The organism is Streptococcus oralis subsp. oralis, from assembly GCF_002096595.1.
Classification (GTDB): Bacteria; Bacillota; Bacilli; order Lactobacillales; family Streptococcaceae; genus Streptococcus; species Streptococcus oralis_D.
Genome location: NZ_NCUR01000010.1, coordinates 895,430 through 918,058, shown reverse-complemented (window position 1 = coordinate 918,058; position 22,629 = coordinate 895,430). Strand labels below are relative to the sequence as shown.

Annotated in this window: 22 protein-coding genes and 1 riboswitch; of the genes, 16 read left to right on the top strand and 6 right to left on the bottom strand. The window is 43.3% G+C overall.

Going from position 1 to position 22,629, the window contains the following annotated elements; translation table 11 throughout:
• Positions 1-3: 3 nt before the first annotated feature.
• From B7714_RS08890 to tig, 3 genes are all read left to right on the top strand, one after another.
• Positions 4-636 (top strand): response regulator transcription factor, encoded by a 633-nt coding sequence (locus B7714_RS08890; protein WP_084860263.1) that lies wholly within the window; start codon positions 4-6, stop codon positions 634-636.
• The gene (locus B7714_RS08885; RefSeq protein WP_084860262.1) at positions 637-1,293 is read left to right on the top strand and encodes a DNA alkylation repair protein; all 657 of its coding nucleotides are present in this window, start codon (positions 637-639) and stop codon (positions 1,291-1,293) included.
• A gap of 90 nt (positions 1,294-1,383) precedes the next feature.
• Entirely contained in the window at positions 1,384-2,667 is a 1,284-nt protein-coding gene (gene tig, locus B7714_RS08880) for a trigger factor (protein ID WP_000116506.1), read from the top strand.
• A gap of 47 nt (positions 2,668-2,714) precedes the next feature.
• On the opposite strand, the gene recD2 is transcribed toward tig, so the two are convergent.
• The 3 genes from recD2 to rnhC all read right to left on the bottom strand — a co-directional run bounded on the left by recD2 (position 2,715) and on the right by rnhC (position 6,711).
• A complete protein-coding gene (recD2, locus tag B7714_RS08875) occupies positions 2,715-5,084 on the bottom strand; it encodes an SF1B family DNA helicase RecD2 (RefSeq protein WP_084860261.1) in 2,370 nt (789 codons plus the stop codon).
• Positions 5,085-5,211: 127 nt separating this feature from the next.
• Positions 5,212-5,826: a signal peptidase I gene (gene lepB / locus B7714_RS08870; protein ID WP_001083990.1), complete on the bottom strand. Its 615-nt coding sequence runs from the start codon at positions 5,824-5,826 to the stop codon at positions 5,212-5,214.
• A 3-nt stretch (positions 5,827-5,829) separates the two neighbouring features.
• Positions 5,830-6,711 carry a ribonuclease HIII gene (gene rnhC, locus B7714_RS08865; protein WP_084860260.1) on the bottom strand — a complete coding sequence of 294 codons (882 nt, stop codon included), beginning with the start codon at positions 6,709-6,711 and terminating at the stop codon, positions 5,830-5,832.
• 86 nt (positions 6,712-6,797) lie between these two features.
• Between rnhC and zapA the strand changes: the two genes are divergently transcribed.
• The 7 genes from zapA (at position 6,798) to B7714_RS08830 (ending at position 14,513) form a co-directional block, all read left to right on the top strand.
• Positions 6,798-7,100, top strand: a complete 303-nt coding sequence (gene zapA, locus B7714_RS08860) for a cell division protein ZapA (protein ID WP_000002028.1) — start codon at positions 6,798-6,800, stop codon at positions 7,098-7,100.
• Positions 7,097-7,645 (top strand): CvpA family protein, encoded by a 549-nt coding sequence (locus B7714_RS08855; RefSeq protein WP_000623539.1) that lies wholly within the window; start codon positions 7,097-7,099, stop codon positions 7,643-7,645. Before zapA ends, B7714_RS08855 begins: the two co-directional genes overlap by 4 nt.
• A 100-nt stretch (positions 7,646-7,745) precedes the next feature.
• Positions 7,746-10,082: an endonuclease MutS2 gene (locus tag B7714_RS08850; protein WP_084860259.1), complete on the top strand. Its 2,337-nt coding sequence runs from the start codon at positions 7,746-7,748 to the stop codon at positions 10,080-10,082.
• Between the two features lie 165 nt (positions 10,083-10,247).
• Positions 10,248-10,336: riboswitch (glycine riboswitch) on the top strand.
• 89 nt (positions 10,337-10,425) lie between these two features.
• Positions 10,426-11,748, top strand: a complete 1,323-nt coding sequence (locus B7714_RS08845; protein WP_042902842.1) for an alanine/glycine:cation symporter family protein — start codon at positions 10,426-10,428, stop codon at positions 11,746-11,748.
• 130 nt (positions 11,749-11,878) lie between these two features.
• Positions 11,879-12,427, top strand: a complete 549-nt coding sequence (locus B7714_RS08840; protein WP_000206774.1) for a carboxymuconolactone decarboxylase family protein — start codon at positions 11,879-11,881, stop codon at positions 12,425-12,427.
• A 14-nt stretch (positions 12,428-12,441) separates the two neighbouring features.
• Entirely contained in the window at positions 12,442-13,506 is a 1,065-nt protein-coding gene (locus B7714_RS08835; protein ID WP_042902841.1) for an acyl-CoA dehydrogenase family protein, read from the top strand.
• 107 nt (positions 13,507-13,613) lie between these two features.
• Positions 13,614-14,513 (top strand): TDT family transporter, encoded by a 900-nt coding sequence (locus tag B7714_RS08830; protein WP_042902840.1) that lies wholly within the window; start codon positions 13,614-13,616, stop codon positions 14,511-14,513.
• Between the two features lie 23 nt (positions 14,514-14,536).
• Here the strand turns inward: B7714_RS08830 and serS are convergent, their stop codons facing one another.
• The 3 genes from serS to B7714_RS08815 all read right to left on the bottom strand — a co-directional run bounded on the left by serS (position 14,537) and on the right by B7714_RS08815 (position 17,763).
• Positions 14,537-15,811, bottom strand: coding sequence for a serine--tRNA ligase (serS, locus tag B7714_RS08825; protein WP_042902839.1), 1,275 nt, complete (start codon positions 15,809-15,811; stop codon positions 14,537-14,539).
• A 213-nt stretch (positions 15,812-16,024) separates the two neighbouring features.
• Positions 16,025-16,396, bottom strand: coding sequence for a DUF956 family protein (locus B7714_RS08820; protein WP_042902838.1), 372 nt, complete (start codon positions 16,394-16,396; stop codon positions 16,025-16,027).
• Positions 16,397-16,398: 2 nt separating this feature from the next.
• Entirely contained in the window at positions 16,399-17,763 is a 1,365-nt protein-coding gene (locus B7714_RS08815; protein ID WP_000869637.1) for an aspartate kinase, read from the bottom strand.
• Between the two features lie 282 nt (positions 17,764-18,045).
• Between B7714_RS08815 and B7714_RS08810 the strand changes: the two genes are divergently transcribed.
• From B7714_RS08810 to fabD, 6 genes are all read left to right on the top strand, one after another.
• Positions 18,046-18,831, top strand: a complete 786-nt coding sequence (locus tag B7714_RS08810) for an enoyl-CoA hydratase (RefSeq protein ID WP_042902828.1) — start codon at positions 18,046-18,048, stop codon at positions 18,829-18,831.
• A 90-nt stretch (positions 18,832-18,921) separates the two neighbouring features.
• Positions 18,922-19,356, top strand: a complete 435-nt coding sequence (gene fabT / locus B7714_RS08805; RefSeq protein ID WP_000386335.1) for a fatty acid biosynthesis transcriptional regulator FabT — start codon at positions 18,922-18,924, stop codon at positions 19,354-19,356.
• Complete coding sequence (locus B7714_RS08800) at positions 19,356-20,330, top strand: beta-ketoacyl-ACP synthase III (protein ID WP_042902827.1); 975 nt, start codon at positions 19,356-19,358, stop codon at positions 20,328-20,330. The genes fabT and B7714_RS08800 overlap by 1 nt, the downstream gene beginning before the upstream one ends.
• 57 nt (positions 20,331-20,387) lie before the next feature.
• On the top strand, positions 20,388-20,612 hold the full coding sequence (locus B7714_RS08795; RefSeq protein ID WP_070800104.1) for an acyl carrier protein: 225 nt from the start codon (positions 20,388-20,390) through the stop codon (positions 20,610-20,612).
• Positions 20,613-20,729: 117 nt separating this feature from the next.
• Positions 20,730-21,704 carry an enoyl-[acyl-carrier-protein] reductase FabK gene (gene fabK / locus B7714_RS08790; RefSeq protein WP_000857451.1) on the top strand — a complete coding sequence of 325 codons (975 nt, stop codon included), beginning with the start codon at positions 20,730-20,732 and terminating at the stop codon, positions 21,702-21,704.
• Positions 21,697-22,617, top strand: coding sequence for an ACP S-malonyltransferase (gene fabD, locus B7714_RS08785; protein ID WP_084860258.1), 921 nt, complete (start codon positions 21,697-21,699; stop codon positions 22,615-22,617). Before fabK ends, fabD begins: the two co-directional genes overlap by 8 nt.
• The last annotated feature ends 12 nt before the right edge of the window (positions 22,618-22,629 follow it).

The following is a 22,629-nucleotide window of genomic DNA, read 5'->3' as shown; positions in this document are numbered from 1 at the left end:
GAGATGAAAATTTTACTGGTAGATGACCATGAAATGGTCCGATTGGGCTTGAAAAGCTACTTTGACCTCCAAGATGATGTAGAAGTTGTGGGCGAGGCGGCCAACGGTATTCAAGGGATTTCCTTGGCCTTGAAACTGCGTCCAGATGTCATTGTCATGGATATCGTCATGCCTGAGATGAATGGGATTGACGCGACCTTGGCCATCCTCAAAGAATGGCCTGAAGCCAAGATATTAATTGTCACCTCTTACTTGGACAATGAAAAAATTATGCCGGTCTTGAATGCGGGTGCCAAAGGTTATATGCTCAAGACTTCTAGTGCAGACGAACTGCTTCATGCCGTCCGCAAGGTGGCTGCTGGAGAGCTTGCTATTGAACAAGAGGTCAGCAAGAAGGTCGAATACCACCGTAATCATATGGAGCTTCATGAGGAGCTGACTGCGCGTGAGCGAGACGTGCTCCAACTCATCGCTAAGGGCTACGAAAATCAACGCATTGCAGATGAACTCTTCATCTCTCTCAAGACGGTCAAGACCCACGTGTCCAACATCCTAGCCAAGCTTGAGGTCAGTGATCGCACCCAGGCTGCGGTCTATGCCTTTCAGCACCACTTGGTTGGGCAGGAGAACTTTTAGATGAGTCTTGTAGATTTACTTGAGGAGCTAGAAGCAGCAAAAGATCCGAAAAAGGCAGGCCCCATGGAAGCCTATATGCGTCATCAATTTCCCTTTTTAGGTATTGAAGGTCCTGAAAGAAATGCGCTTTATAGAAAATACTTTCCAAGCGCGAAAAAAACAAAGCTGATCGATTGGGATTTTGTAGATATCTGCTGGGAAAAGGAGCCTAGAGAATACCAGTATGTGGCTGCCAACTATTTGAAAGCCATGCAGTCTTATCTAACGAAGGACGATTTGCCTAAACTTGAGCGTCTGGTCGTGACCAAGTCCTGGTGGGACACGGTAGATATCCTAGATCGAGTAGTAGGAAGTTTGGTGGCTAACCATCTGGAACTTGAAGAAGTGCTTTTAAAATGGAGCCTATCAGACAATATCTGGTTGAGGCGAGTCGCTATTGACCACCAGTTGTTAAGAAAAGAAAAAACAAATGTCCAACTGATGGAAAAGATCCTGGTCAACAATCTGGACCAGACAGAATTTTTTATCAACAAAGCCATCGGCTGGGCTCTAAGAGACTACTCTAAAAGCAATCCAAAATGGGTAGCACGTTATATTGAGAAAAATAAGAAACGAATGGCTGAACTTAGTATCAAGGAAGCGAGCAAGTACCTCTAGCACTATTGAAAAGCGCATTCATTACTTGAAAAAAGTCGCTATTATATGGTATAATGGACTGTATTAAAAATTTTAAGGAGAAATGACAGAATGTCTGTATCATTTGAAAACAAAGAAACAAACCGTGGTGTCTTGACTTTCACTATCTCTCAAGACCAAATCAAACCAGAATTGGACCGTGTATTTAACTCAGTAAAGAAAACTCTTAACGTTCCTGGTTTCCGTAAAGGTCACCTTCCACGCCCTATCTTCGACCAAAAATTTGGTGAAGAAGCTCTTTATCAAGATGCAATGAACGCACTTTTGCCAAACGCTTATGAAGCTGCAGTAAAAGAAGCTGGTCTTGAAGTGGTTGCGCAACCAAAAATTGACGTAACTTCAATGGAAAAAGGTCAAGACTGGGTTATCACAGCTGAAGTCGTGACAAAACCTGAAGTAAAATTGGGTGACTACAAAAACCTTGAAGTATCAGTTGATGTAGAAAAAGAAGTAACTGACGCTGACGTTGAAGAACGTATCGAACGCGAACGCAACAACTTGGCTGAATTGGTTATCAAAGAAGGCGCTGCTGAAAATGGCGACACTGTTGTGATTGACTTCGTTGGTTCTATCGACGGTGTTGAATTTGACGGTGGAAAAGGTGAAAACTTCTCACTTGGACTTGGATCAGGTCAATTCATCCCTGGTTTCGAAGACCAATTGGTTGGACACTCAGCTGGCGAAACTGTTGATGTTGTTGTAACATTCCCAGAAGACTACCAAGCAGAAGACCTTGCAGGTAAAGAAGCTAAATTCGTAACAACTATTCACGAAGTAAAAGCTAAAGAAGTTCCAGCTCTTGACGATGAACTTGCAAAAGATATCGACGAAGAAGTGGAAACTCTTGACGAATTGAAAGAAAAATACCGCAAAGAATTGACTGCTGCGAAAGAAGAAGCATACAAAGATGCCGTTGAAGGTGCAGCAATCGATAAAGCTGTAGAAAACGCTGAAATCGTAGAACTTCCAGAAGAAATGATCCACGAAGAAGTTCACCGTTCAGTAAATGAATTCCTTGGAAACTTACAACGTCAAGGTATCAACCCTGACATGTACTTCCAAATCACAGGAACTACTCAAGAAGATCTTCACAAACAATACGAAGCAGAAGCTGAGTCACGTACTAAGACTAACCTTGTTATCGAAGCAGTTGCCAAAGCTGAAGGATTTGACGCTTCAGAAGAAGAAATCCAAAAAGAAATCGAGCAATTGGCTGCAGACTACAACATGGAAGTGGCACAAGTTCAAAACTTGCTTTCAGCTGACATGTTGAAACACGATATCACTATTAAAAAAGCTGTTGAATTGATTACAAGCACTGCAACAGTAAAATAATCTTAAAAGAGAAAAAGCCCACCTGACTAGGTGGGCTTTCTGCTACACTATTTTCCAAAAATCTCTTTGAGGTCTGCATCTGTAATCCCAATCATGGCTGGGATGCTAGACCAGTTTTCCTCGGTGAGGATGTAGGATTCTCCAGAGTCACTTGCTGTGGTAGTTTCAGAGAAGGCTTGTTTACTTTCTTCAATATTATTTTCAATTAAATCACTGAAGCGCTCAATCAGATAGGTCTTACGAGCAGTTCCGATATGTTTGACTGCATAGTCAAAGGCCTGTAATTCACCAAGAAGGATGAGCTTGCTCTTGGCCCGTGTGATAGCTGTGTAGATGAGATTGCGTTCCAGCATGCGCTTACTAGCACTGGTAATGGGTAGGATGACAACGGGAAACTCACTCCCCTGCGACTTATGGATACTCATGGCATAAGCCAGGCGGATCTTGTACCATTCATTGCGTGGGTAGACGACTTCATTGCCATCAAAATCAATGACAATCTCGTCTTGTTTGGACTCGGTGTATTTTCCAGGAATCAGGTCTGTGATGTAGCCTAAATCTCCGTTAAAGACATTAATTTCAGCGTCGTTGACTAGGTGAATGACCTTGTCTCCTGTTCGATAGTGACACTGAGTTGCTTCCAAGCTAACTTGCCCCTTTTGCTGAGGATTGAGCAGGTCTTGCATAAGTTGGTTGATGGCGTCAATACCAGCAGTTCCTCGATACATGGGCGCTAGCACCTGAATATCGCGAGCCGGGATACCACTTCTGAGGGCAGCACCAAGAATTTTCTCAATGGTAGCTGGGATATGACCACTAGCGATTTCAAAGTAGGAGCGGTCTGCCTTTTTCTGGCTAAAGTCAGCTGGCAAGATGCCTTGTCGAATTTGACTAGCCAAGGTAACGATGGTTGATTCCTCGCTCTGACGGTAAATCCGTTCTAAGCGAGTCTGAGGAATCAGGGGTATCTGGAGCAGGTCAGCCAGGACTTGTCCGGGACTAACAGACGGTAGCTGGTCGCTATCACCTACGATGAGAATTTTACTGTTAGAAGAAATGTTGGAGAAGAGCTGGTTGGCTAACCAAGTATCCACCATGGAAAACTCATCTACAATGATAAAGTCGGCATCTAGATAATCTTCCAGATGGCTGGTATCATCATCACCCGTCATTCCCAAATGGCGGTGGATGGTAGCGCTAGGTAAACCTGTCAGTTCATTCATGCGCCGAGCGGCTCGACCAGTTGGAGCAGCAAGAAGAATCGGCAGGTTGCTTTTCTTCCTGAGATCAAGCCCTTCTAAAAGGGCATAAACAGCGATAATTCCATTGATAACAGTCGTCTTACCTGTACCAGGTCCACCTGTTAGGATAAAGACCTTGTTCTGGATAGCGTCACAGATAGCCTGTTTTTGGATGCTATCATACTCAATCCCCAGCTCTTCCTCGACAGTAGCGATATGCTTGTGAATGGTTTCTAGATCCTGGCTTTTCTGCTTTCCTTTTTCGAGGATACGAACCAAGTGACTGCGAATGCCTTCTTCAGCGAAAAAGAGGCTGTTATCAAAGATTTTAGTATCAATCTGCTGAACCTTGTCTTCTTCGATCAGATGAGATAATTCCTGAGCAACTTGGTTGGGATCCAGTTCCACGGGACGGGAAGACTCGAGGAGAGTCAGGGTTTGTTCCAGCAAATCTCGGGCTTCCATATAGGTATCGCCCGTATCCATACATCCCTGAAAAAGACTGTGGACAAGACCAGCACGGAAGCGTTCAGGAGCCTGGCTTTCGATGCCTAGTTCGGCAGCCAATTGGTCAGCAATGGTAAAACCCAAGCCCTTGATATCCTCAACTAGTTGGTAGGGATAGTTTTCGACAACATCAAGGGTTTCTTCCTTGTAAAAGTCTTGAATCTGAAAGGCCAGTTTATTGGGAATGCCGTAGTTGGCCAGTTTCGCCAAAACCATCTCTGTCCCATAGTTGAGACGGAGGGTGGAGACAAAAGCCTCACGGTTTTTGGCAGAGAGTCCAGCAATACTTTCCAGATTTTCAGGGTGCTCCAGAATTTCGTCGATAGTGTTTTCACCATAGGTATCAACAATTTTCTGGGCTGTCTTGAGACCGATTCCCTTAAAATGACTGCTGGAGAAATACTTGACCAAGCCCTTACTAGTGGGTTTTGCTCTCTCGTAACGACTGATCTGTAGCTGTTCGCCATACTTGGAGTGCTGAACGATTTGCCCCCAAAAAGTATAGTCTTCACCCTCGATTACATCAGCCATGGTTCCTGTAACGATGATTTCAAAATCGTCAAAGTCCTCCGCATTGGTATCTTCGATATCTAGGAGGAGGATGCGATAGAAATTACTGACATTTTCAAAAATAATGCGTTCAATAGTGCCTGAAAAATAAACTTCCATAGGTTTCCTTTACATGAGTTTATGAGAATTGGTCTCTTAGCAACTTTGAAAAAACTAGATGACTAAAAGTTTTTTCTCACAATAGAAAAAGAGACTGAGACTTAGCATTCTCGGCCTCTTCCTTATCTTAAAATGTTCCGATACGGTTAAGTGGCCAGAAACGGAATTTTGCTTCGCCCTTGATATCGCTGGCCTTGAAGGTACCGACATGGCGGCTGTCGCTAGAGACTAGACGATCGTCACCAAGGAGAAGGTACTCACCTTGAGGGACAGTAAAGCTGAAGCTGGTATTGGAATTGACATCGACCGTAAAGGCTTGTGCTTTTTGAGCAAGTTCTCTAAAGTAAACTCCCTTATTGCCTTCAAATCCTTTTCCAGTATAGGTGTTTTGCAACTTTTCTGTTTTGAACAAGTTGAGATATTCAGCTAGGTAGGGTTCATCCGTTTCTTCACCGTTGATAAAGAGTTTGTCATTTTCGTAGCGGATGGTATCTCCAGGCATGCCGATGACCCTTTTGACAATATCTTTATTTCCGTCTTCCTCATGCGCAACCACGATGTCGAAGCGGTCAATTGGGAGATGTTTAACAACGAAGAGAACTTCTCCGTCGGCTAGGGTAGGGTCCATAGAGTGTCCTTCTACACGGACATTGCTCCAAAGAAAGATACGGCTAAGACCGACCAGTGCGATAATCAGGAAGAAAACTCCCCATTCTTTTAGAAATGTTTTAAACGAATTCATAATTTACCTTTCTAGAAGTGTTTTGGCTTTTTCAGTGTTTTTAAAATGCAGTTTGGCACAGAAACGAAGTCCTTTCATGCCATAGGCCTGAAGGATTTTGCTAGCAACCTTATCAGATGCAGTTCCAGCGCCACTTGGCAGTTGATAGCCTAGTTCTCGTCCTAGATTATCCAAGTTTTCGAGGAAGAGGTCACGAGCGATGATGGAGCTAACTGCAACAGCTAGGTATTTGCTCTCGGCTTTTTCTTCCAAACTGATCTTGTTTGGAAAACGGTTGGCTTCTTGCGCCAAGTACTTGTCATAGTTTTTAGGGCTTGTAAAAGCATCAATCACGATTTTTTCTGGCTGGATTCCTTTTTGAAGCAGGATAAAGATAGCCTGGTTATGAAGGGCAACCTTTACAGAAACAGCATTGTAACGCTCTCCGATAACTTCATTATACTTGCTAGGTGAAAGGAGGAGCGCTTGGTGCTGGATTTTTTCCTTGAGGATAGGGGCAATCTGACGAATCTTTTGGTCTGTCAGGGTCTTGGAATCCCCCACACCGAGTTTTCGCAAGAAGTTATGCTGGTCAGGTGTCACGAAAGAAGCCACGACAGCCAGTCCACCAAAGTAGGAACCATTTCCCACCTCATCAGTCCCAATCATAGGAAAATCTTGTCCACTGGTTTCCTCTACAACTTGATAGCCAAAGAAACTAGCGTATTGCTCAGCAGCTTCGCCCTGCAGGAGAACTTTTCCAGAAGTATAGATGGAAACTGTTGCCTGAGGGAAGCGCAAAAAATAGCGGATATAAGGATTTTTACTAGGATTGAGAGCCTTCTGATACTGACTTAAAAAGCTCTGAATTTCCTGTTCACTTGGTGTGAGTGTGATACTTGCCATAGTCTCTATTGTACCACAAAAGCAGGAGAATTGGTAAAAACTGACAAAGTTAGCGAAATTTGGTATAATATCGTGAGGTGAATTTTATGGCAAATCTAAATCGATATAAGTTTACATTCGGGAAAAAGACATTAACCTTGACAACCGAGCATGACAACCTCTTTATGGAGGAAATTGCCAAGGTTGCGACTGAAAAATACCAAGCAATTAAAGAACAAATGCCTGGGGCGGATGATGAAACCATTGCGCTTCTTTTGGCGGTCAATTGTCTGTCTACACAACTCAACCGTGAGATTGAATTTGATGACAAGGAGCAAGAGTTGTTAGAACTCCGCCACAAGTTGATTGCTGTTAAACAAGAACAGAGCAAGATTGAGGACTCCCTATGATTTCAATCCTACTCTTATTGGTTCTGGCTTGGGGCTTTTACATCGGCTACCGTAGAGGTTTGGTGCTGCAAGTTTATTATTTCCTCGTTGCAGTGATTTCAGCCTTTGTTGCGGGACAGTTTTATAAATCACTGGGCGACCACTTCCACTTGCTTGTCCCTTATGCCAATCCTCAGGAAGGACAGGGAACCTTTTTCTTCCCTTCAGACCAGCTGTTTCATCTAGACAAGGTCTTTTATGCGGGTCTAGCCTACCTTTTAGTTTTTGGGATTTGCTACACTATCGGACGTTTTATCGGTTTGTTCCTGCACTTGATTCCAACTAAAAAGCTCGATGTCAAATGGTTGCGTATCGGATCAGGCCTTTTATCTCTATTGGTAACCTTATTTGTCTTGCAAATGGCTCTGACCATTCTTGCAACAGTGCCTCTGGCAGTCATTCAAAATTCACTCGAAAAAAGTATAGTAGCCAAACACATCATCCAAAGTGTCCCTTTTACGACAAATCTTATCAAACAACTCTGGGTGACAAATTTAATCGGATAAAAAGGGCGGGATTTTTCCTAGCCCTTTGTTTACAGATTGGACGACTAAGTCAAAACCCTTAGTTGCTATAATCTTGTAAACCAGCATACAAGGAAAAAATATGAATACAAAAATACTAGAAACCTTAGAATTTAATAAAATCAAAGCCTTGTTTGAACCGCATCTCTTGACAGAACAAGGACTAGAGGAGCTAAAAGGCTTGGTTCCAACTGCCAAGGTGGATAAGATCAAGCAAGCCTTTACAGAGATGGAGGAAATGCAAGCCCTATTTGTGGAGCAACCTCAATTTACCATCCTAGCGACGCGTGAGATATCAGCTGTTTGCAAGCGTCTGGAGATGGGGGCGGATCTCAATATTGAGGAGTTCCTGCTCCTCAAACGGGTCTTGCTGGCTAGCAGAGAGTTGCAAAGTTTTTATACCAATCTTGAAAACGTACGCTTGGAGCAGTTGGCGAGATGGTTTGAAAAACTACATGATTTTCCACACTTGCAAGGGAGTCTCCAAGCCCTAAATGATGCAGGATTTATCGAGAATTTTGCCAGCGAAGAACTAGCACGCATTCGTCGAAAAATCCATGATAGCGAGAGTCAAGTTCGAGATGTCTTGCAAGACTTGCTCAAGCAACAATCGCAGATGTTGACGGAAAGCATAATCGCTAGCAGAAATGGCCGTCAAGTCTTACCAGTCAAGAACACCTATCGCAATAAGATTGCAGGTGTTGTTCATGACATCTCTGCCAGTGGAAACACGGTCTACATCGAGCCGCGTGAGGTCGTCAAGCTGAGCGAAGAAATCGCTAGTCTGCGAGCTGATGAGCGCTATGAGATGATTCGTATCCTGCAGGAGTTATCGGAACGGGTCCGTCCTCATGCTTCTGAGATTGCTAATGACGCTTGGATCATCGGCCATCTGGATCTGATTCGTGCCAAGGTGCGTTTCATCCAAGAAAGACAAGCAGTCGTTCCTCAACTTTCAGAGAACCAAGAGATTCAACTCCCTCATGTTCGCCATCCTTTGGTCAAAAATGCTGTCGCAAACGATGTACACTTTGGTAAGGAATTAACGGCCATTGTCATTACAGGTCCCAATACTGGTGGGAAGACCATCATGCTCAAAACCCTGGGCTTGACTCAACTCATGGCCCAGTCAGGCTTGCCCATTCTAGCTGACAAGGGGAGCCGTGTCGGTATTTTCGAGGAAATCTTCGCAGATATTGGGGATGAGCAGTCTATCGAACAAAGCTTGTCTACCTTCTCCAGTCACATGACCAATATCGTAGATATTCTTGGCAAGGTCAATCAGTACTCGCTTTTACTCTTAGATGAGCTTGGGGCAGGGACCGATCCGCAGGAAGGTGCAGCCCTTGCTATGGCTATTTTGGAGGATCTTCGTTTACGTCAGGTTAAGACCATGGCGACGACCCACTATCCTGAACTCAAGGCTTATGGTATCGAGACAGCTTTTGTGCAAAATGCCAGCATGGAGTTTGATACAGCCAGCTTGCGTCCGACCTATCGCTTTATGCAGGGAGTTCCTGGCCGAAGCAATGCCTTTGAAATTGCCAAACGTCTGGGCTTGTCAGATGTCATTGTCGGGGATGCCAGTCAGCAGGTCAACCAAGATAATGATGTCAACCGTATCATTGAACAATTGGAAGAGCAAACGCTTGAAAGTCGCAAACGCTTGGACAATATCCGTGAGGTGGAGCAAGAAAACCTCAAGATGAACCGAGCACTCAAAAAACTCTATAACGAACTCAATCGTGAAAAGGAAACTGAGCTCAACAAGGCGCGTGAACAGGCTGCCGAGATTGTGGAACTCGCTCTAAGTGAAAGTGACCAGATTCTCAAAAATCTCCATAGCAAGTCTCAACTCAAACCCCACGAAATCATTGAAGCCAAGGCTGAGCTGAAAAAACTGGCTCCTGAAAAAGTCGACTTGTCTAAAAACAAGGTCCTTCAAAAGGCCAAGAAAAAACGAACTCCAAAGGTTGGGGATGATATCATTGTTCTCAGTTATGGTCAGCGTGGTACCTTGACCAATCAGCTTAAGGACGGCCGTTGGGAAGCCCAAGTCGGTTTAATCAAGATGACCTTGGAAGAGAAAGAATTTGACCTTGTTCAGGCTCAGCAAGAAGCCCCAGTCAAGAAAAAACAAGTCAATGTCGTCAAACGAGCTTCTGGTCGTGGTCCGCAAGCGAGACTGGATCTCCGAGGTAAACGGTACGAAGAGGCTATGAATGAGCTGGACGACTTTATCGACCAAGCCCTGCTTAATAACATGGCGCAAGTCGACATCATCCACGGTATCGGTACGGGAGTCATCCGTGAGGGCGTCACCAAATACCTGCAAAGAAACAAGCATGTCAAGAGTTTTGGCTATGCTCCACAGAATGCTGGAGGCAGTGGCGCCACCATTGTGACCTTTAAAGGTTAAAAAAGAGTACGTCTCTTTTTTTGAAAAAGAAGTGAAAATCCATCTTTTTTCAAATAATATATTGACAAAGACTAACTTTTCTTGTAAAATAATAAAAAATTAAATACCAACACCGAATGAAGTTTAATAGAAGTGGAGAAAGGTTTGTTTTCCATGACTGTAAATGGACGGAACTCTGGAGAGACCGTAAAGGCACCGAAGGGGCAAGGCAGGCAACTGCTCAAACTCTCAGGTAAAAGGACAGAGCTAGGATAGACCGCTTTTTGGCATTTATCTAAGCATTCCAGAGTACATGTATCTTGCATGTGCTCTTTCTTTTGGGGTTGAATGATAGGAGAAGGATATGTTAGAATTGCTTAAAGCGCTTGATGCTTTCGTTTGGGGGCCTCCCCTCTTGATCTTATTGGTCGGAACGGGTATCTATTTGACCATCCGACTAGGCCTTTTGCAGGTGGCTCGTCTCCCTAAGTCCTTTCAGTTGATCTTTACCAAGGATAAGGGGCATGGCGATGTGTCGAGCTTTGCTGCTCTCTGTACGGCTCTAGCAGCCACAGTTGGTACGGGAAATATCATCGGGGTAGCGACAGCCATTAAGGTTGGAGGACCAGGGGCCCTCTTTTGGATGTGGATGGCGGCCTTCTTTGGGATGGCGACCAAATATGCCGAAGGCTTGCTAGCCATCAAATATCGCACAAAGGATGCAAATGGAGCTGTAGCTGGAGGACCCATGCATTACATCCTTTTGGGGATGGGAGAAAAGTGGCGTCCACTTGCTATCTTCTTTGCCCTAGCGGGTGTATTGGTAGCCCTTCTAGGGATTGGTACCTTTACCCAAGTCAATTCGATTACAGAATCCATTCAAAATACAGCCCAAGTTGATCCAGCTATCACAGCTCTGATTTTATCCATTCTGGTGGGTATTGCCGTCTTTGGTGGCCTCAAATCCATATCAAAAGTTTCGACAGCAGTTGTTCCTTTTATGGCTATTGTCTATATTTTAGGGACTCTTACAGTTATTCTCTTTAATATCGAGAAAATCCCAGCCACACTTGCCCTGATTTTTACTTCAGCCTTTAGTCCAGCTGCTGCGGTAGGCAGTTTTGCAGGTGCCAGCATTCGGATGGCTATCCAGAATGGTGTGGCGCGAGGAGTCTTCTCTAACGAATCTGGTCTTGGTTCTGCTCCCATTGCAGCGGCTGCGGCTAAGACAAATGAGCCTGTCGAGCAAGGCTTGATTTCCATGACAGGAACCTTTATTGATACTTTGATTATCTGTACTCTGACAGGTTTAACCATCTTGGTAACTGGTGTTTGGAGTGGTGATTTGAATGGAGTTGCCTTGACTCAGTCAGCCTTCTCTACAGTTTTTTCACACTTTGGACCTGCCCTCTTGACCATCTTCCTTGTACTCTTTGCCTTTACGACGATTCTCGGATGGAACTACTACGGAGAACGCTGTTTTGAGTTTCTCTTTGGTGTTCGTTTTATCTGGCTCTATCGTGTAGTCTTTGTAGTCATGGTCTTGTTGGGAGGATTTATTGAGTTGGATATGGTCTGGATTATCGCAGATATCGTCAATGCCTTGATGGCTTTACCAAACTTGATTGCCCTCTTAGTCTTGTCGCCAGTCGTCATTGCTGAGACTAAAAAGTATTTTAAACACTAATCCAATCACACTTTTGGTGTGATTTTTTCATTTCATAAACATTTCCTATCAAGGCGATTGAAAATATATATTATCCAAGTGGAAAATTCTATGATAGACTAAATGACAATAAAATGAAAAGAGGTTTCTTATGACAACATTTACCATCCACACAGTAGAATCAGCACCAGCAGAAGTAAAAGAAGTTCTTGAAACAGTACAAAAAGATAATAATGGCTATATTCCCAACCTAATCGGTCTCTTGGCCAATGCCCCAACCGCGCTTGAAGCCTACCGAACTGTCGGAGCCATCAACCGCCGCAATAGTCTGACACCAGTGGAACGCGAAGTAGTACAAATCACAGCTGCCGTAACCAATGGTTGTGCTTTCTGCGTCGCAGGTCACACAGCCTTTTCAATCAAACAAATCCAGATGAATGATGATCTTCTACAAGCACTCCGCAACCGTACTCCAATCGAGACAGATCCAAAACTAGATACTCTAGCTAAGTTTACCTTGGCGGTCATCAATACCAAAGGGCGTGTAGGAGATGAAGCCTTGGCTGAATTTTTGGAAGCTGGCTACACGCAACAAAATGCCTTGGATGTGGTTCTGGGTGTTAGTCTTGCTAGCCTTTGCAACTATGCCAACAACCTAGCTAATACGCCTATTAACCCAGAATTACAACCTTATGCATAAAAGGAGGAAAGAGTATGGGATTTTTTTCCGAAGAGTTTTTGAGCTGGTTGGACCAACATGCTGATGAAATTGATAAACAGTCTTGTGAGGCTGGAGAGCAACTGATTGAAAGGATTGCAGCAGAAGGGGCTTTTCGTGTAGGTGTTCCAGAATCTCTCGGCGGTTCAGGCGGAAGTGATCAAGATGTCATTGATATCCTTGCAGAGCTCGCTCAACATTCCTTGACGGCCTCCTTTATTTCTTGGGGACAACGCACCCTAATTGACAATATTATCCATTCAGAGAATTCCTATTTGAAAGAAAACTATCTGGAAAAACTCTTGTCTGGTGAATATGCAGGCGCAACTGCTCTGTCTAATGCGGTCAAGTATTTATCTGATTTAGAAGAGCTGAATGTTTATATCGTCGAAGAAAATGGACAATTTTATCTAAAAGGGCGACTGCCATGGGTAACCAATGCCCGTAGAAATCGTTTTTTAACCATTTTTGTAGCAGGATTTGCAGATGATCCAAGTAAAAGTTATGTGGTGGCTGTGCCATCAGATGCAGAGAATTTTAGTCGTTCGGAAGACTTAGAATTCGTTTCTCTTCAGGGAGGAAACACGGCTGCTTTGACATTTAATCGGGCTCCTTTAAAAGAAGAGTGGATTCTATCCAAGAATGCTAAAGAATTTTTAACTCAAAATCGTCCCGCTTTTTTAGGTTACCAATTTGGTTTAGCCTTTGGTTTAGCTGAACGTTCTCTATCAGAAGTAGAAAAAGAATTGGGGAAACGAAGTGTATTAACAGATGAGTGGAAGTATCAGGTAGAGCAGTTAGGTGTTATTCGGAAGGCTCTTTATCAGGGATTGGCTGACCGTTCCTATTTCGTTACCAATCCGCGTGAACTCTTTCAGTTAAGAATAGATATTGTGGATGTGGTTGCTCAGAGTCTGCTATTAGAGTTACAAGCTGGTGGAGGTAGAGGTTACTTTAGCAAATCAACATCTGGCTTTATCCGTCGTTGGAATGAAGGAGCCTTTCTTCCAATTGTTTCTCCAAGCGCTGTTCAGTTGCGCCATATCTTAGCAACGAGTTAAAAAAAAGTAGAATAAAAACGAAGTTTGAATTTCCAACTTCGTTTTTTAAGTCCTCATTTAAGCGCTTTTATGCTATACTAATAATAACATGATTATTGGAGGATCGGATGAAAAAGCTCCCCTTGGTATTCTCTGGCTGTTTATTAGGTTTAGCAGGTGCAGGAAATCTGATTGCAGATACTTGGCCAGTTCTGTCGCATTTATTGAGTCTGACTGGTTTGGTGCTGTGGATTTTCTTTCTGATTCTTCATCTTTTTAGTTGGGAAGAAACCAAGAAAGAATTGACTAAGCCCCCTCTTTTATCTGGGATGGCCACTTTTCCTATGGCTGGGATGATTTTATCGACCTATGTCTTTCGCGTGTTCCCTGCTCTTCCTATAGTAGCACAAGGGATCTGGTGGTTTTCCTTTCTCTTGGATTTGGCTTTGATTGCTACTTTTACCATCAAATTTGCCTGTCCAGGTCGGAAGGTCAATGCGACTCCAAGCTGGACGGTGCTCTATGTGGGGATAGCAGTAGCGGCCTTGACCTATCCTCTGGTAGGCATTATTGAGATTGCCTATGCGACCTTGAGTTTTGGTTTTGTCTTGACCTTCTATCTCTATCCCCTTATTTATAGCGATTTAAAGAAATCTCCACTCCCAGTGGCCTTGCTTGGACAGGAAGGAATCTACTGTGCTCCCTTTTCCCTACTCTTAGCTTCTCTAGTTCGAGTTGGAGGAGCAGGCCTACCGACTTGGCTCTTGATTGTCATGATTTTGGCATCTCAATCCTTCTTTTTCTTTGTTTTGACTCGCCTGCCCAATATTTTAAAACAAGGCTTTCAACCAGCCTTCTCAGCCCTCACCTTCCCAACCATTATCACAGCTACCTCGCTCAAGATGGCTCAGGGAATTTTGAAACTTCCATTTCTGGATTATCTGGTCTTGGCTGAAACCGTTATTTGCCTCACTATTTTATTCTTTGTCTTGGGTGCTTATCTGATTTGGTTACGAAAAAAGGTCTAGCTAGAAATAGCTAGGCCTTATTTTTATGGTTTGATAACTTCAGCGCCACCCATGTATGGACGAAGTGCTTCTGGAATAGTTACAGAACCATCTGCATTTTGATAGTTCTCAAGAATAGCAGCAACCGTACGTCCAACTGCAAGTCCAGAACCGTTCAAGGTGTGAAGGAGTTTAACCTTGCCATCGGCTTCATCACGGTAACGGATTTGGGCACGACGGGCTTGGAAATCTTCTGTATTTGAACAGCTTGAGATTTCACGATAGGTATTTTGTGCTGGAATCCAAACTTCCAAGTCATAAGTCTTGGCAGCTGAGAAGCCCATATCCCCAGTAGAGAGGGCAACGACACGGTATGGAAGGTTGAGTTTTTGAAGGATGTTTTCAGCGTTGGCTGTCATTTTTTCCAATTCTTCGTAAGATTCTTCTGGTTTGGCAAATTTGACCATTTCAACCTTGTGGAATTGGTGCAGACGAATCAAACCACGTGTATCACGACCAGCTGAACCAGCCTCAGAACGGAATGAAGGGCTCATAGCGGTAAAGTAGATTGGTAGGTCTTTACCGTCAAGGATTTCATCACGGTAGTAGTTTGTAAGAGGCACTTCAGCTGTAGGAATGAGGACATAATTAGTGTCTTTCAATTCAAAAGTATCTTCCTTGAATTTTGGATATTGACCAGTACCAAACATAGAGTCATGGTTAACAATGTAAGGTGTGATAACTTCCGTATAGCCTTCTTTACCATGCTCATCCAACATGAAGTTGTAGATAGCACGTTCCAAACGAGCCCCAAGTCCTTTATAGAAGAGGAAACGAGCGCCCGTTACTTTACCGCCACGTTCCCAGTCAAGGATACCAAGGTCTTCACCAAGATCCCAGTGAGCTTTTGGCTCGAAGTCAAACTCACGTGGAGTCCCCCAACGACGGACTTCCACATTGTCATCTTCATCAGCTCCAACAGGAACGCTGTCGGCAGGGATATTTGGAAGAGTAGTGGTAAATTCTGTCAATTTAGCATCGATGTCCGCCAATTCAGCATCCAAGGCTTTGACTTCAGCAGATAGGGTTTGCATCGCAGCAATCTTATCATCGGCATTTTCCTTGTTGCGCTTGGCTTGGGCAATCTCAGCAGAAACTGTGTTACGTTCTGCTTTGAGCGTTTCAACCTTGACCAAGATGTCACGACGTTTAGCATCGATTTCTTTCATCTCATTTAAGATAGCAGGATCTACACCACGTGTAGCTAATTTTTCAGCGACAGCATCAAAGTCTGTACGAATACGTTTGATATCTAACATAAGAACTCCTTTATGAGAAAAGCACACCTGACAAAGCGTTGGAGTGGCAGGGCCACGGTTCCATCCAACTTCACAGGTGTGCACTTGATTATATATGTAATTGTGAACAACGGTAGAATTTCACCTATCCCTCCTATCTGCTCGCAGCACCCGCAGACTTTCTGAAAGAAGAGGATAACCTACTTATCCGTTGCTATGATTATACTAAAGTTTCTACTTTTTTGCAAATAGATTTTTAAGTTTTTGTCCAATAGTCTGGACTAGAGTCGGAAGTTTCACAACCTTTTCGTTTCCTAATTTTTCCCGAGCGATTTTGAGGATAGCTCCAGAGTCTTTTGAAGCAAAGAGGAATTTTCCTTGATCAGTGAAGACTTCAAAGTGGCGGCTGATCTTGCGACCACTTACATTAGCTCCTATTTGCTGAATGCTGGACCAGGGGATTTGTATATATTGTTCGACATTGACATCAGGATAAAACTCTAAGGCTTGATCCCCGACTAAAAATTTTCCAACTTTTCCAGAGATAGAGAGGTAAGATGTCCCAGTGGTTTGGAGGTCAATGACTTGATTGAGTGATTGGGCCATGATTAGTCTTCCTTACTTTCACCGAAAAAGGCATGATAGAGAGCCTTGATAGCTGCCTTTTCTTGCTCTTTATTGACAACAAACATGATGGAAACTTCACTTGAGCCTTGGGACATCATCTGGATGTTGATTTTATTCTCAGACAAAGCACGTGTTGCAGTAGCAGTTACCCCGATATGGCTCTTCATCTTTTCTCCAACAATCATAATGATGGAAAGGTCATGTTCGATTTCAGCATGGTCCACTTCAGCTTTTTGAACGAGTTGACGTAGAATTTCTTCTTCTTTGATAGGAGTCAATTCACGGGAGCGGAGGATGATTGAAAGATCGTCGATACCTGTAGGCATGTGTTCCCAACCGATATTGAGATCCTCAAGGATTTGCAGAACCTTGCGACCAAACCCTACTTCGCGGTTCATGAGGTATTTTGACATGTTGATGCTGACGAATCCTGAGTCACCCGCAATTCCTACTACAGGGAATTTATCACTACTGTGTTCTAAAACAATGCGCGTACCTGGGTGGTCAGGGTTGTTGGTATTCTTGATGACAAGAGGAATTTTTCCGCGGTAGGCTGGAAGAAGGGCTTCGTCATGAAGGACTGAAAATCCAGCGTAAGCCAACTCACGCATTTCACGGTAGGTTAATTCAGGAATGGAGTGTGGTTGGTGGATAATACCAGGATGGGCAGCAAAGATACCATCTACGTCTGTAAAGTTTTCATAGAGATCAGCCTTAACACCTGCTGCAATGATAGAACCTGTGATATCTGAACCTCCACGTGAAAAAGTGCAGATTTGATTTTCCTTAGTCACACCAAAGAAACCAGGGATGACAAGGACTTCGGTGCTATCAGCCAAGCCTTCAATCTTGTCATAACTAGATGGGATGATGCGTGCGTTTCCAGGTTCACTTGTGACAACAATTCCAGCTTCTCTTGGGTGAACATAGCGTGCATCGATACCGTTTTGGTTAAAGTAGGCTGCAATGAGTTTGGCATTGTTATTTTCTCCAGCCGCTAGGAAGGTATCATAGAGGAATTCATTGTCCTCTATAGGAAGAGTTGCCAAGGCCCGAATGCTTTTAGAGATTTTTTCTAAAACAGCAGGTTTTAACCCAAGTTCACTAACCATAGCGGCATAACGGTCAATGATCCAGCTTTGGCTAGCACTGATGTCATTTCCAGCCACATAGTCACGATAGTATTTGATCAAGGCATCAGTTACCTTGGTATCTTCAGCATTGCGTTTGCCGGGTGCAGAAACGACTACAAAACGGCGTTCTTTATCACTTTTAACGATGTTTAAGACTTTTTCTAACTGACCAGCAGAGGCAAGCGAGCTTCCACCAAATTTTACAACCTTCATAAGGACTCCTCAAGTAAGTGTTTTATACGATTATAGCAGAAAGAGGGGCATTTTTCAATGACGAAAATAACTTCCTATTATAATAGAAGAAAACACTAACTTATTCTGAAAAGCGATAACGATTTAAAAGTAAGAGTGTCAAATTTTACTCACACTCATAAATGATGGGTAAATAATCAGCTGAGACACTTTCCTTTAGTTTTTCCTTGCCTCTTTATCCAAAAAAAGGTATACTTTGATGATAAAACAATTTCATTGCCTTATAAAAGAAAAGGAGAAGCTATGAATCATATCTTATATCAGATCGTAGATGATCTGGCTATCATTACTTTGAATCGTCCCGAAGTGGCAAATGGTTTTCATATCCCAATGTGTGAGGAAATTTTAGAAGCTTTGACCCTAGCGGATCAGGATCAAGCTGTGCAGTTCATCTTGATTAATGCGAATGGGAAGGTCTTTTCAGTTGGGGGAGACTTGGTTGAGATGAAGCGAGCAGTAGATGAAGATGATATCCCTTCTTTGAATAAGATTGCAGAATTAGTCAATACAATTTCTTTTAAAATCAAGCAAATTCCTAAACCTGTTTTGATGGAGGTAGATGGAGCGGTCGCTGGTGCTGCAGCAAATATGGCAGTAGCAGTTGATTTCTGTTTGGCGACTGACAAGGCAAAATTTATCCAAGCCTTTGTCGGAGTGGGCTTGGCGCCAGACGCTGGTGGGATTCATCTCTTGAGTCGTAGTATTGGGGTAACACGGGCTGCACAACTTGCTATGACAGGTGAAGCCTTAACTGCTGAAAAAGCGCTAGAATGGGGCGTGGTATACCGTGTTTGTGAAGTTGACAAATTAGAAAAAACAAGAGAACAAGTTCTGAAAAAATTAAGAAGAGGTTCAGCAAACTCATACGCAGCGATTAAAAAGTTAGTTTGGGAAAGTCAATTTAAGGATTGGCAGAATTATGCTGAATTAGAATTGAAATTACAAGAATCGTTATCTTTAACTGAAGATTTTAAAGAAGGGGTTCGTGCACATTCTGAAAGAAGAAGACCGAAATTTACAGGAATGTGAAAAAATACTTGCACAATTTTTTGAAGTTTGTTATACTTCTTTTATCAAATGTTTTGATTGTAAAAGCTTTTTGAGGGGGAGGGAAACGATTTGGACTACCAACAAGTAAATGATTATCTAACATCTATTTTTAATAACGTCCTTGTGATTGAGGAGGTTAGCTTACGAGGTAGTCGATTCAAAGACATCTCCATCAAAGAAATGCACACGATCGATGTGATTGGGAAGTTCCCGGAGGCAACGCCAAGTAAGGTTTCAAAAGAACTGATGGTAACTCTTGGGACAGTGACGACGAGTTTGAATAACCTGGAGAGAAAAGGTTATATTGAGCGTATTCGTTCTGACCAAGACCGTCGAGTGGTCTATCTGCATTTGACAAAGAAAGGTCGTTTGGTTCACCGTCTTCATAAACGGTTCCACAAGGCTATGGTCGAAAAAATCATCGATGGCATGAGCCCGGAGGAAAAAGAAGTCATGGGCAGAGGCTTAACGAACCTTTATCAATTTTTGGAGGATTTGAAATAATGGCTTTTGCAAAAATAAGCCAGGTTGCTCATTATGTTCCAGAGCAAGTGGTCACTAATCATGACTTAGCCCAAATCATGGACACAAGCGATGAGTGGATTTCAAGTCGGACAGGAATTAAACAGAGACATATTTCCAAAACAGAGTCTACAAGTGACTTGGCGACAGAAGTAGCTAAGAGCTTGTTGGCTAAAGGGAGCTTAACAGCGGATCAGATTGATTTTATCATTGTAGCGACGATTACTCCAGACTCGATGATGCCTTCCACAGCAGCACGAGTTCAGGCAAATATCGGAGCGCATAGAGCTTTCGCCTTTGATTTGACAGCAGCTTGCAGTGGCTTTGTATTCGCTCTCTCAACTGCAGAAAAGTTTTTAAGTTCTGGACAGTTCAAAAAAGGGATTGTTATAGGGGCTGAGACCTTATCCAAGGCAGTTGATTGGTCAGATCGTTCGACAGCTGTTCTCTTTGGGGATGGTGCTGGAGGGGTTCTCTTGGAAGCGAGCGAAATACGTCACTTCCTTGTGGAAAGTCTCTATACAGATGGCTCTCGGAGCGAGTGTTTGACCTATGGTCAAACGGCTTTGGCTTCTCCTTTCTCAGATCAAGAAGCAGTTCCTGCTTTTTTGAAGATGGATGGACGAGCAGTTTTTGATTTTGCAAATCGTGATGTTGCTAGATCAATCAAAGAAACCATTGAAAATGGTCCAATCGCAGCATCGGAATTGGATTATCTCTTGCTTCATCAGGCAAATATCCGCATTTTGGATAAGATGGCTAAGAAGATCGGTGTTGACCGAGACAAACTTCCAGCCAATATGATGGAGTATGGGAATACCAGTGCAGCAAGTATCCCGATTTTGCTCTCAGAGTGTGTGGAGAATGGCATGATTCGTTTAGATGGTAGCCAGACGATTCTCCTATCAGGCTTCGGTGGAGGTTTGACATGGGGCACACTCATTCTTACAATCTAGGTAATCATGTGGTAAACACATAGTTATAAATTTTTTATATTTTAAAGGAGTCCTATCATGGCAGTATTTGAAAAAGTACAAGAAATTATCGTTGAAGAACTTGGGAAAGACGCATCAGAAGTAACACTTGAATCTACTTTTGATGATTTGGATGCAGATTCATTGGACTTGTTCCAAGTAATCTCTGAAATCGAAGATGCTTTCGATATCCAAATCGAAGCAGAAGAGAACTTGAAAACAGTTGGTGACTTGGTTGCCTACGTTGAAGAGCAAACAAAATAATTAACATATTACTAGAAGGAGTAGGGGAAACCCACTCCCTCTTGTTTAGGTAATAGTTTGAAACTCAAATGATAAACTCGTCGAACTATTACGTAAGCAAGGAATGATGGAGGCACTATGAAAACACGTATTACAGAATTATTGAACATTGATTATCCTATTTTTCAAGGAGGAATGGCCTGGGTTGCAGACGGTGACTTGGCTGGTGCAGTATCAAAAGCTGGTGGTCTAGGAATCATCGGTGGTGGGAATGCACCTAAAGAGGTCGTAAAGGCTAATATCGATAAAATCAAATCACTTACGGACAAACCTTTTGGTGTCAACATCATGCTCTTGTCACCTTTTGTAGAAGACATCGTTGATCTCGTGATTGAAGAAGGGGTCAAGGTGGTTACAACTGGTGCAGGAAATCCAAGTAAATACATGACTCGTTTCCATGATGCAGGAATTACAGTTATTCCTGTTGTTCCAAGTGTTGCTTTGGCAAAACGCATGGAAAAAATTGGTGCAGATGCAGTTATTGCAGAGGGAATGGAAGCCGGTGGACATATTGGTAAATTAACAACGATGACCTTGGTTCGCCAAGTTGCTGCAGCTGTTTCAATTCCGGTTATCGCAGCTGGAGGAATTGCCGACGGTGAAGGTGTCGCTGCAGGCTTTATGCTTGGTGCAGAGGCTGTTCAAGTTGGTACGCGTTTCGTAGTAGCTAAGGAATCTAACGCCCATCCAAAATACAAGGAAAAAATCTTAAAAGCGCGTGATATCGATACGACTATTTCAGCTCAACATTTTGGACATGCTGTTCGCGCCATTAAAAATCAGTTGACACGTGACTTTGAACAGGCTGAAAAGGATGCCTTTAAACAAGAAGATCCAGATTTAGAAATCTTTGAGCAAATGGGAGCTGGTGCTCTTGCTAAAGCCGTTGTTCATGGAGATGTAGAAGGTGGATCCGTCATGGCAGGTCAGATCGCTGGTTTGGTTTCTAAAGAGGAAACTGTCGAAGAAATCCTAAAAGATCTATACTATGGCGCTGCCAAAAAAATTCAAGAAGAAGCCTCTCGTTGGGCAGGAGTTGTAAGAAATGACTAAAACAGCCTTTCTATTTGCAGGTCAAGGTGCTCAGTATCTAGGAATGGGGCGTGATCTCTATGATCGCTACCCTATCGTCAAGGAAACAATTGACCAAGCCAGTCAGGTTTTGGGTTATGACCTACGTGACTTGATTGATAAGGAAGAAACCAAGCTAAACCAGACTCGTTATACGCAGCCAGCTATTTTAGCGACTTCGGTTGCTATTTACCGACTATTGAAAGAAAAGGGCTACCAGCCAGATATGGTAGCAGGATTGTCTCTTGGGGAATATTCTGCTCTTGTAGCAAGTGGTGCTTTGGACTTTGAGGATGCAGTTGCCTTGGTTGCTAAACGTGGTGCTTATATGGAAGAGGCTGCACCTGCAGGTTCTGGAAAGATGGTTGCCGTCCTAAACACTCCAGTTGAAGTGATTGAGGAAGCTTGTGAAACAGCCTCTAAAGTTGGAGTAGTGACTCCAGCTAACTACAACACCCCAAGCCAAATCGTTATCGGTGGTGAGGTGGCTGCGGTTGACCACGCAGTTGAACTCTTGCAGGAAGCAGGAGCAAAACGATTGATTCCTTTAAATGTATCTGGTCCTTTCCATACAGCCCTTCTTGAGCCAGCCAGTCAGCAACTAGCTGGAGCTCTTGAGGGAGTGAGTTTCTCTGACTTTACTTGCCCACTAGTCGGCAATACGGAAGCTGCTGTTATGGAAAAAGATCGAATCCAAGAGCTTTTGACGCGTCAGGTCAAAGAACCTGTTCGTTTTTATGAAAGTATTGCTGTGATGCAGGATGCTGGGGTAACCAACTTTATTGAAATTGGTCCTGGTAAGGTCCTATCAGGCTTTGTCAAAAAAATCGATAAAACAGCTAAGCTAGCTAACGTTGAAGACCAAGCAAGCTTGGATGCTTTGTTAGGAAACTAATGATCCCTTCTC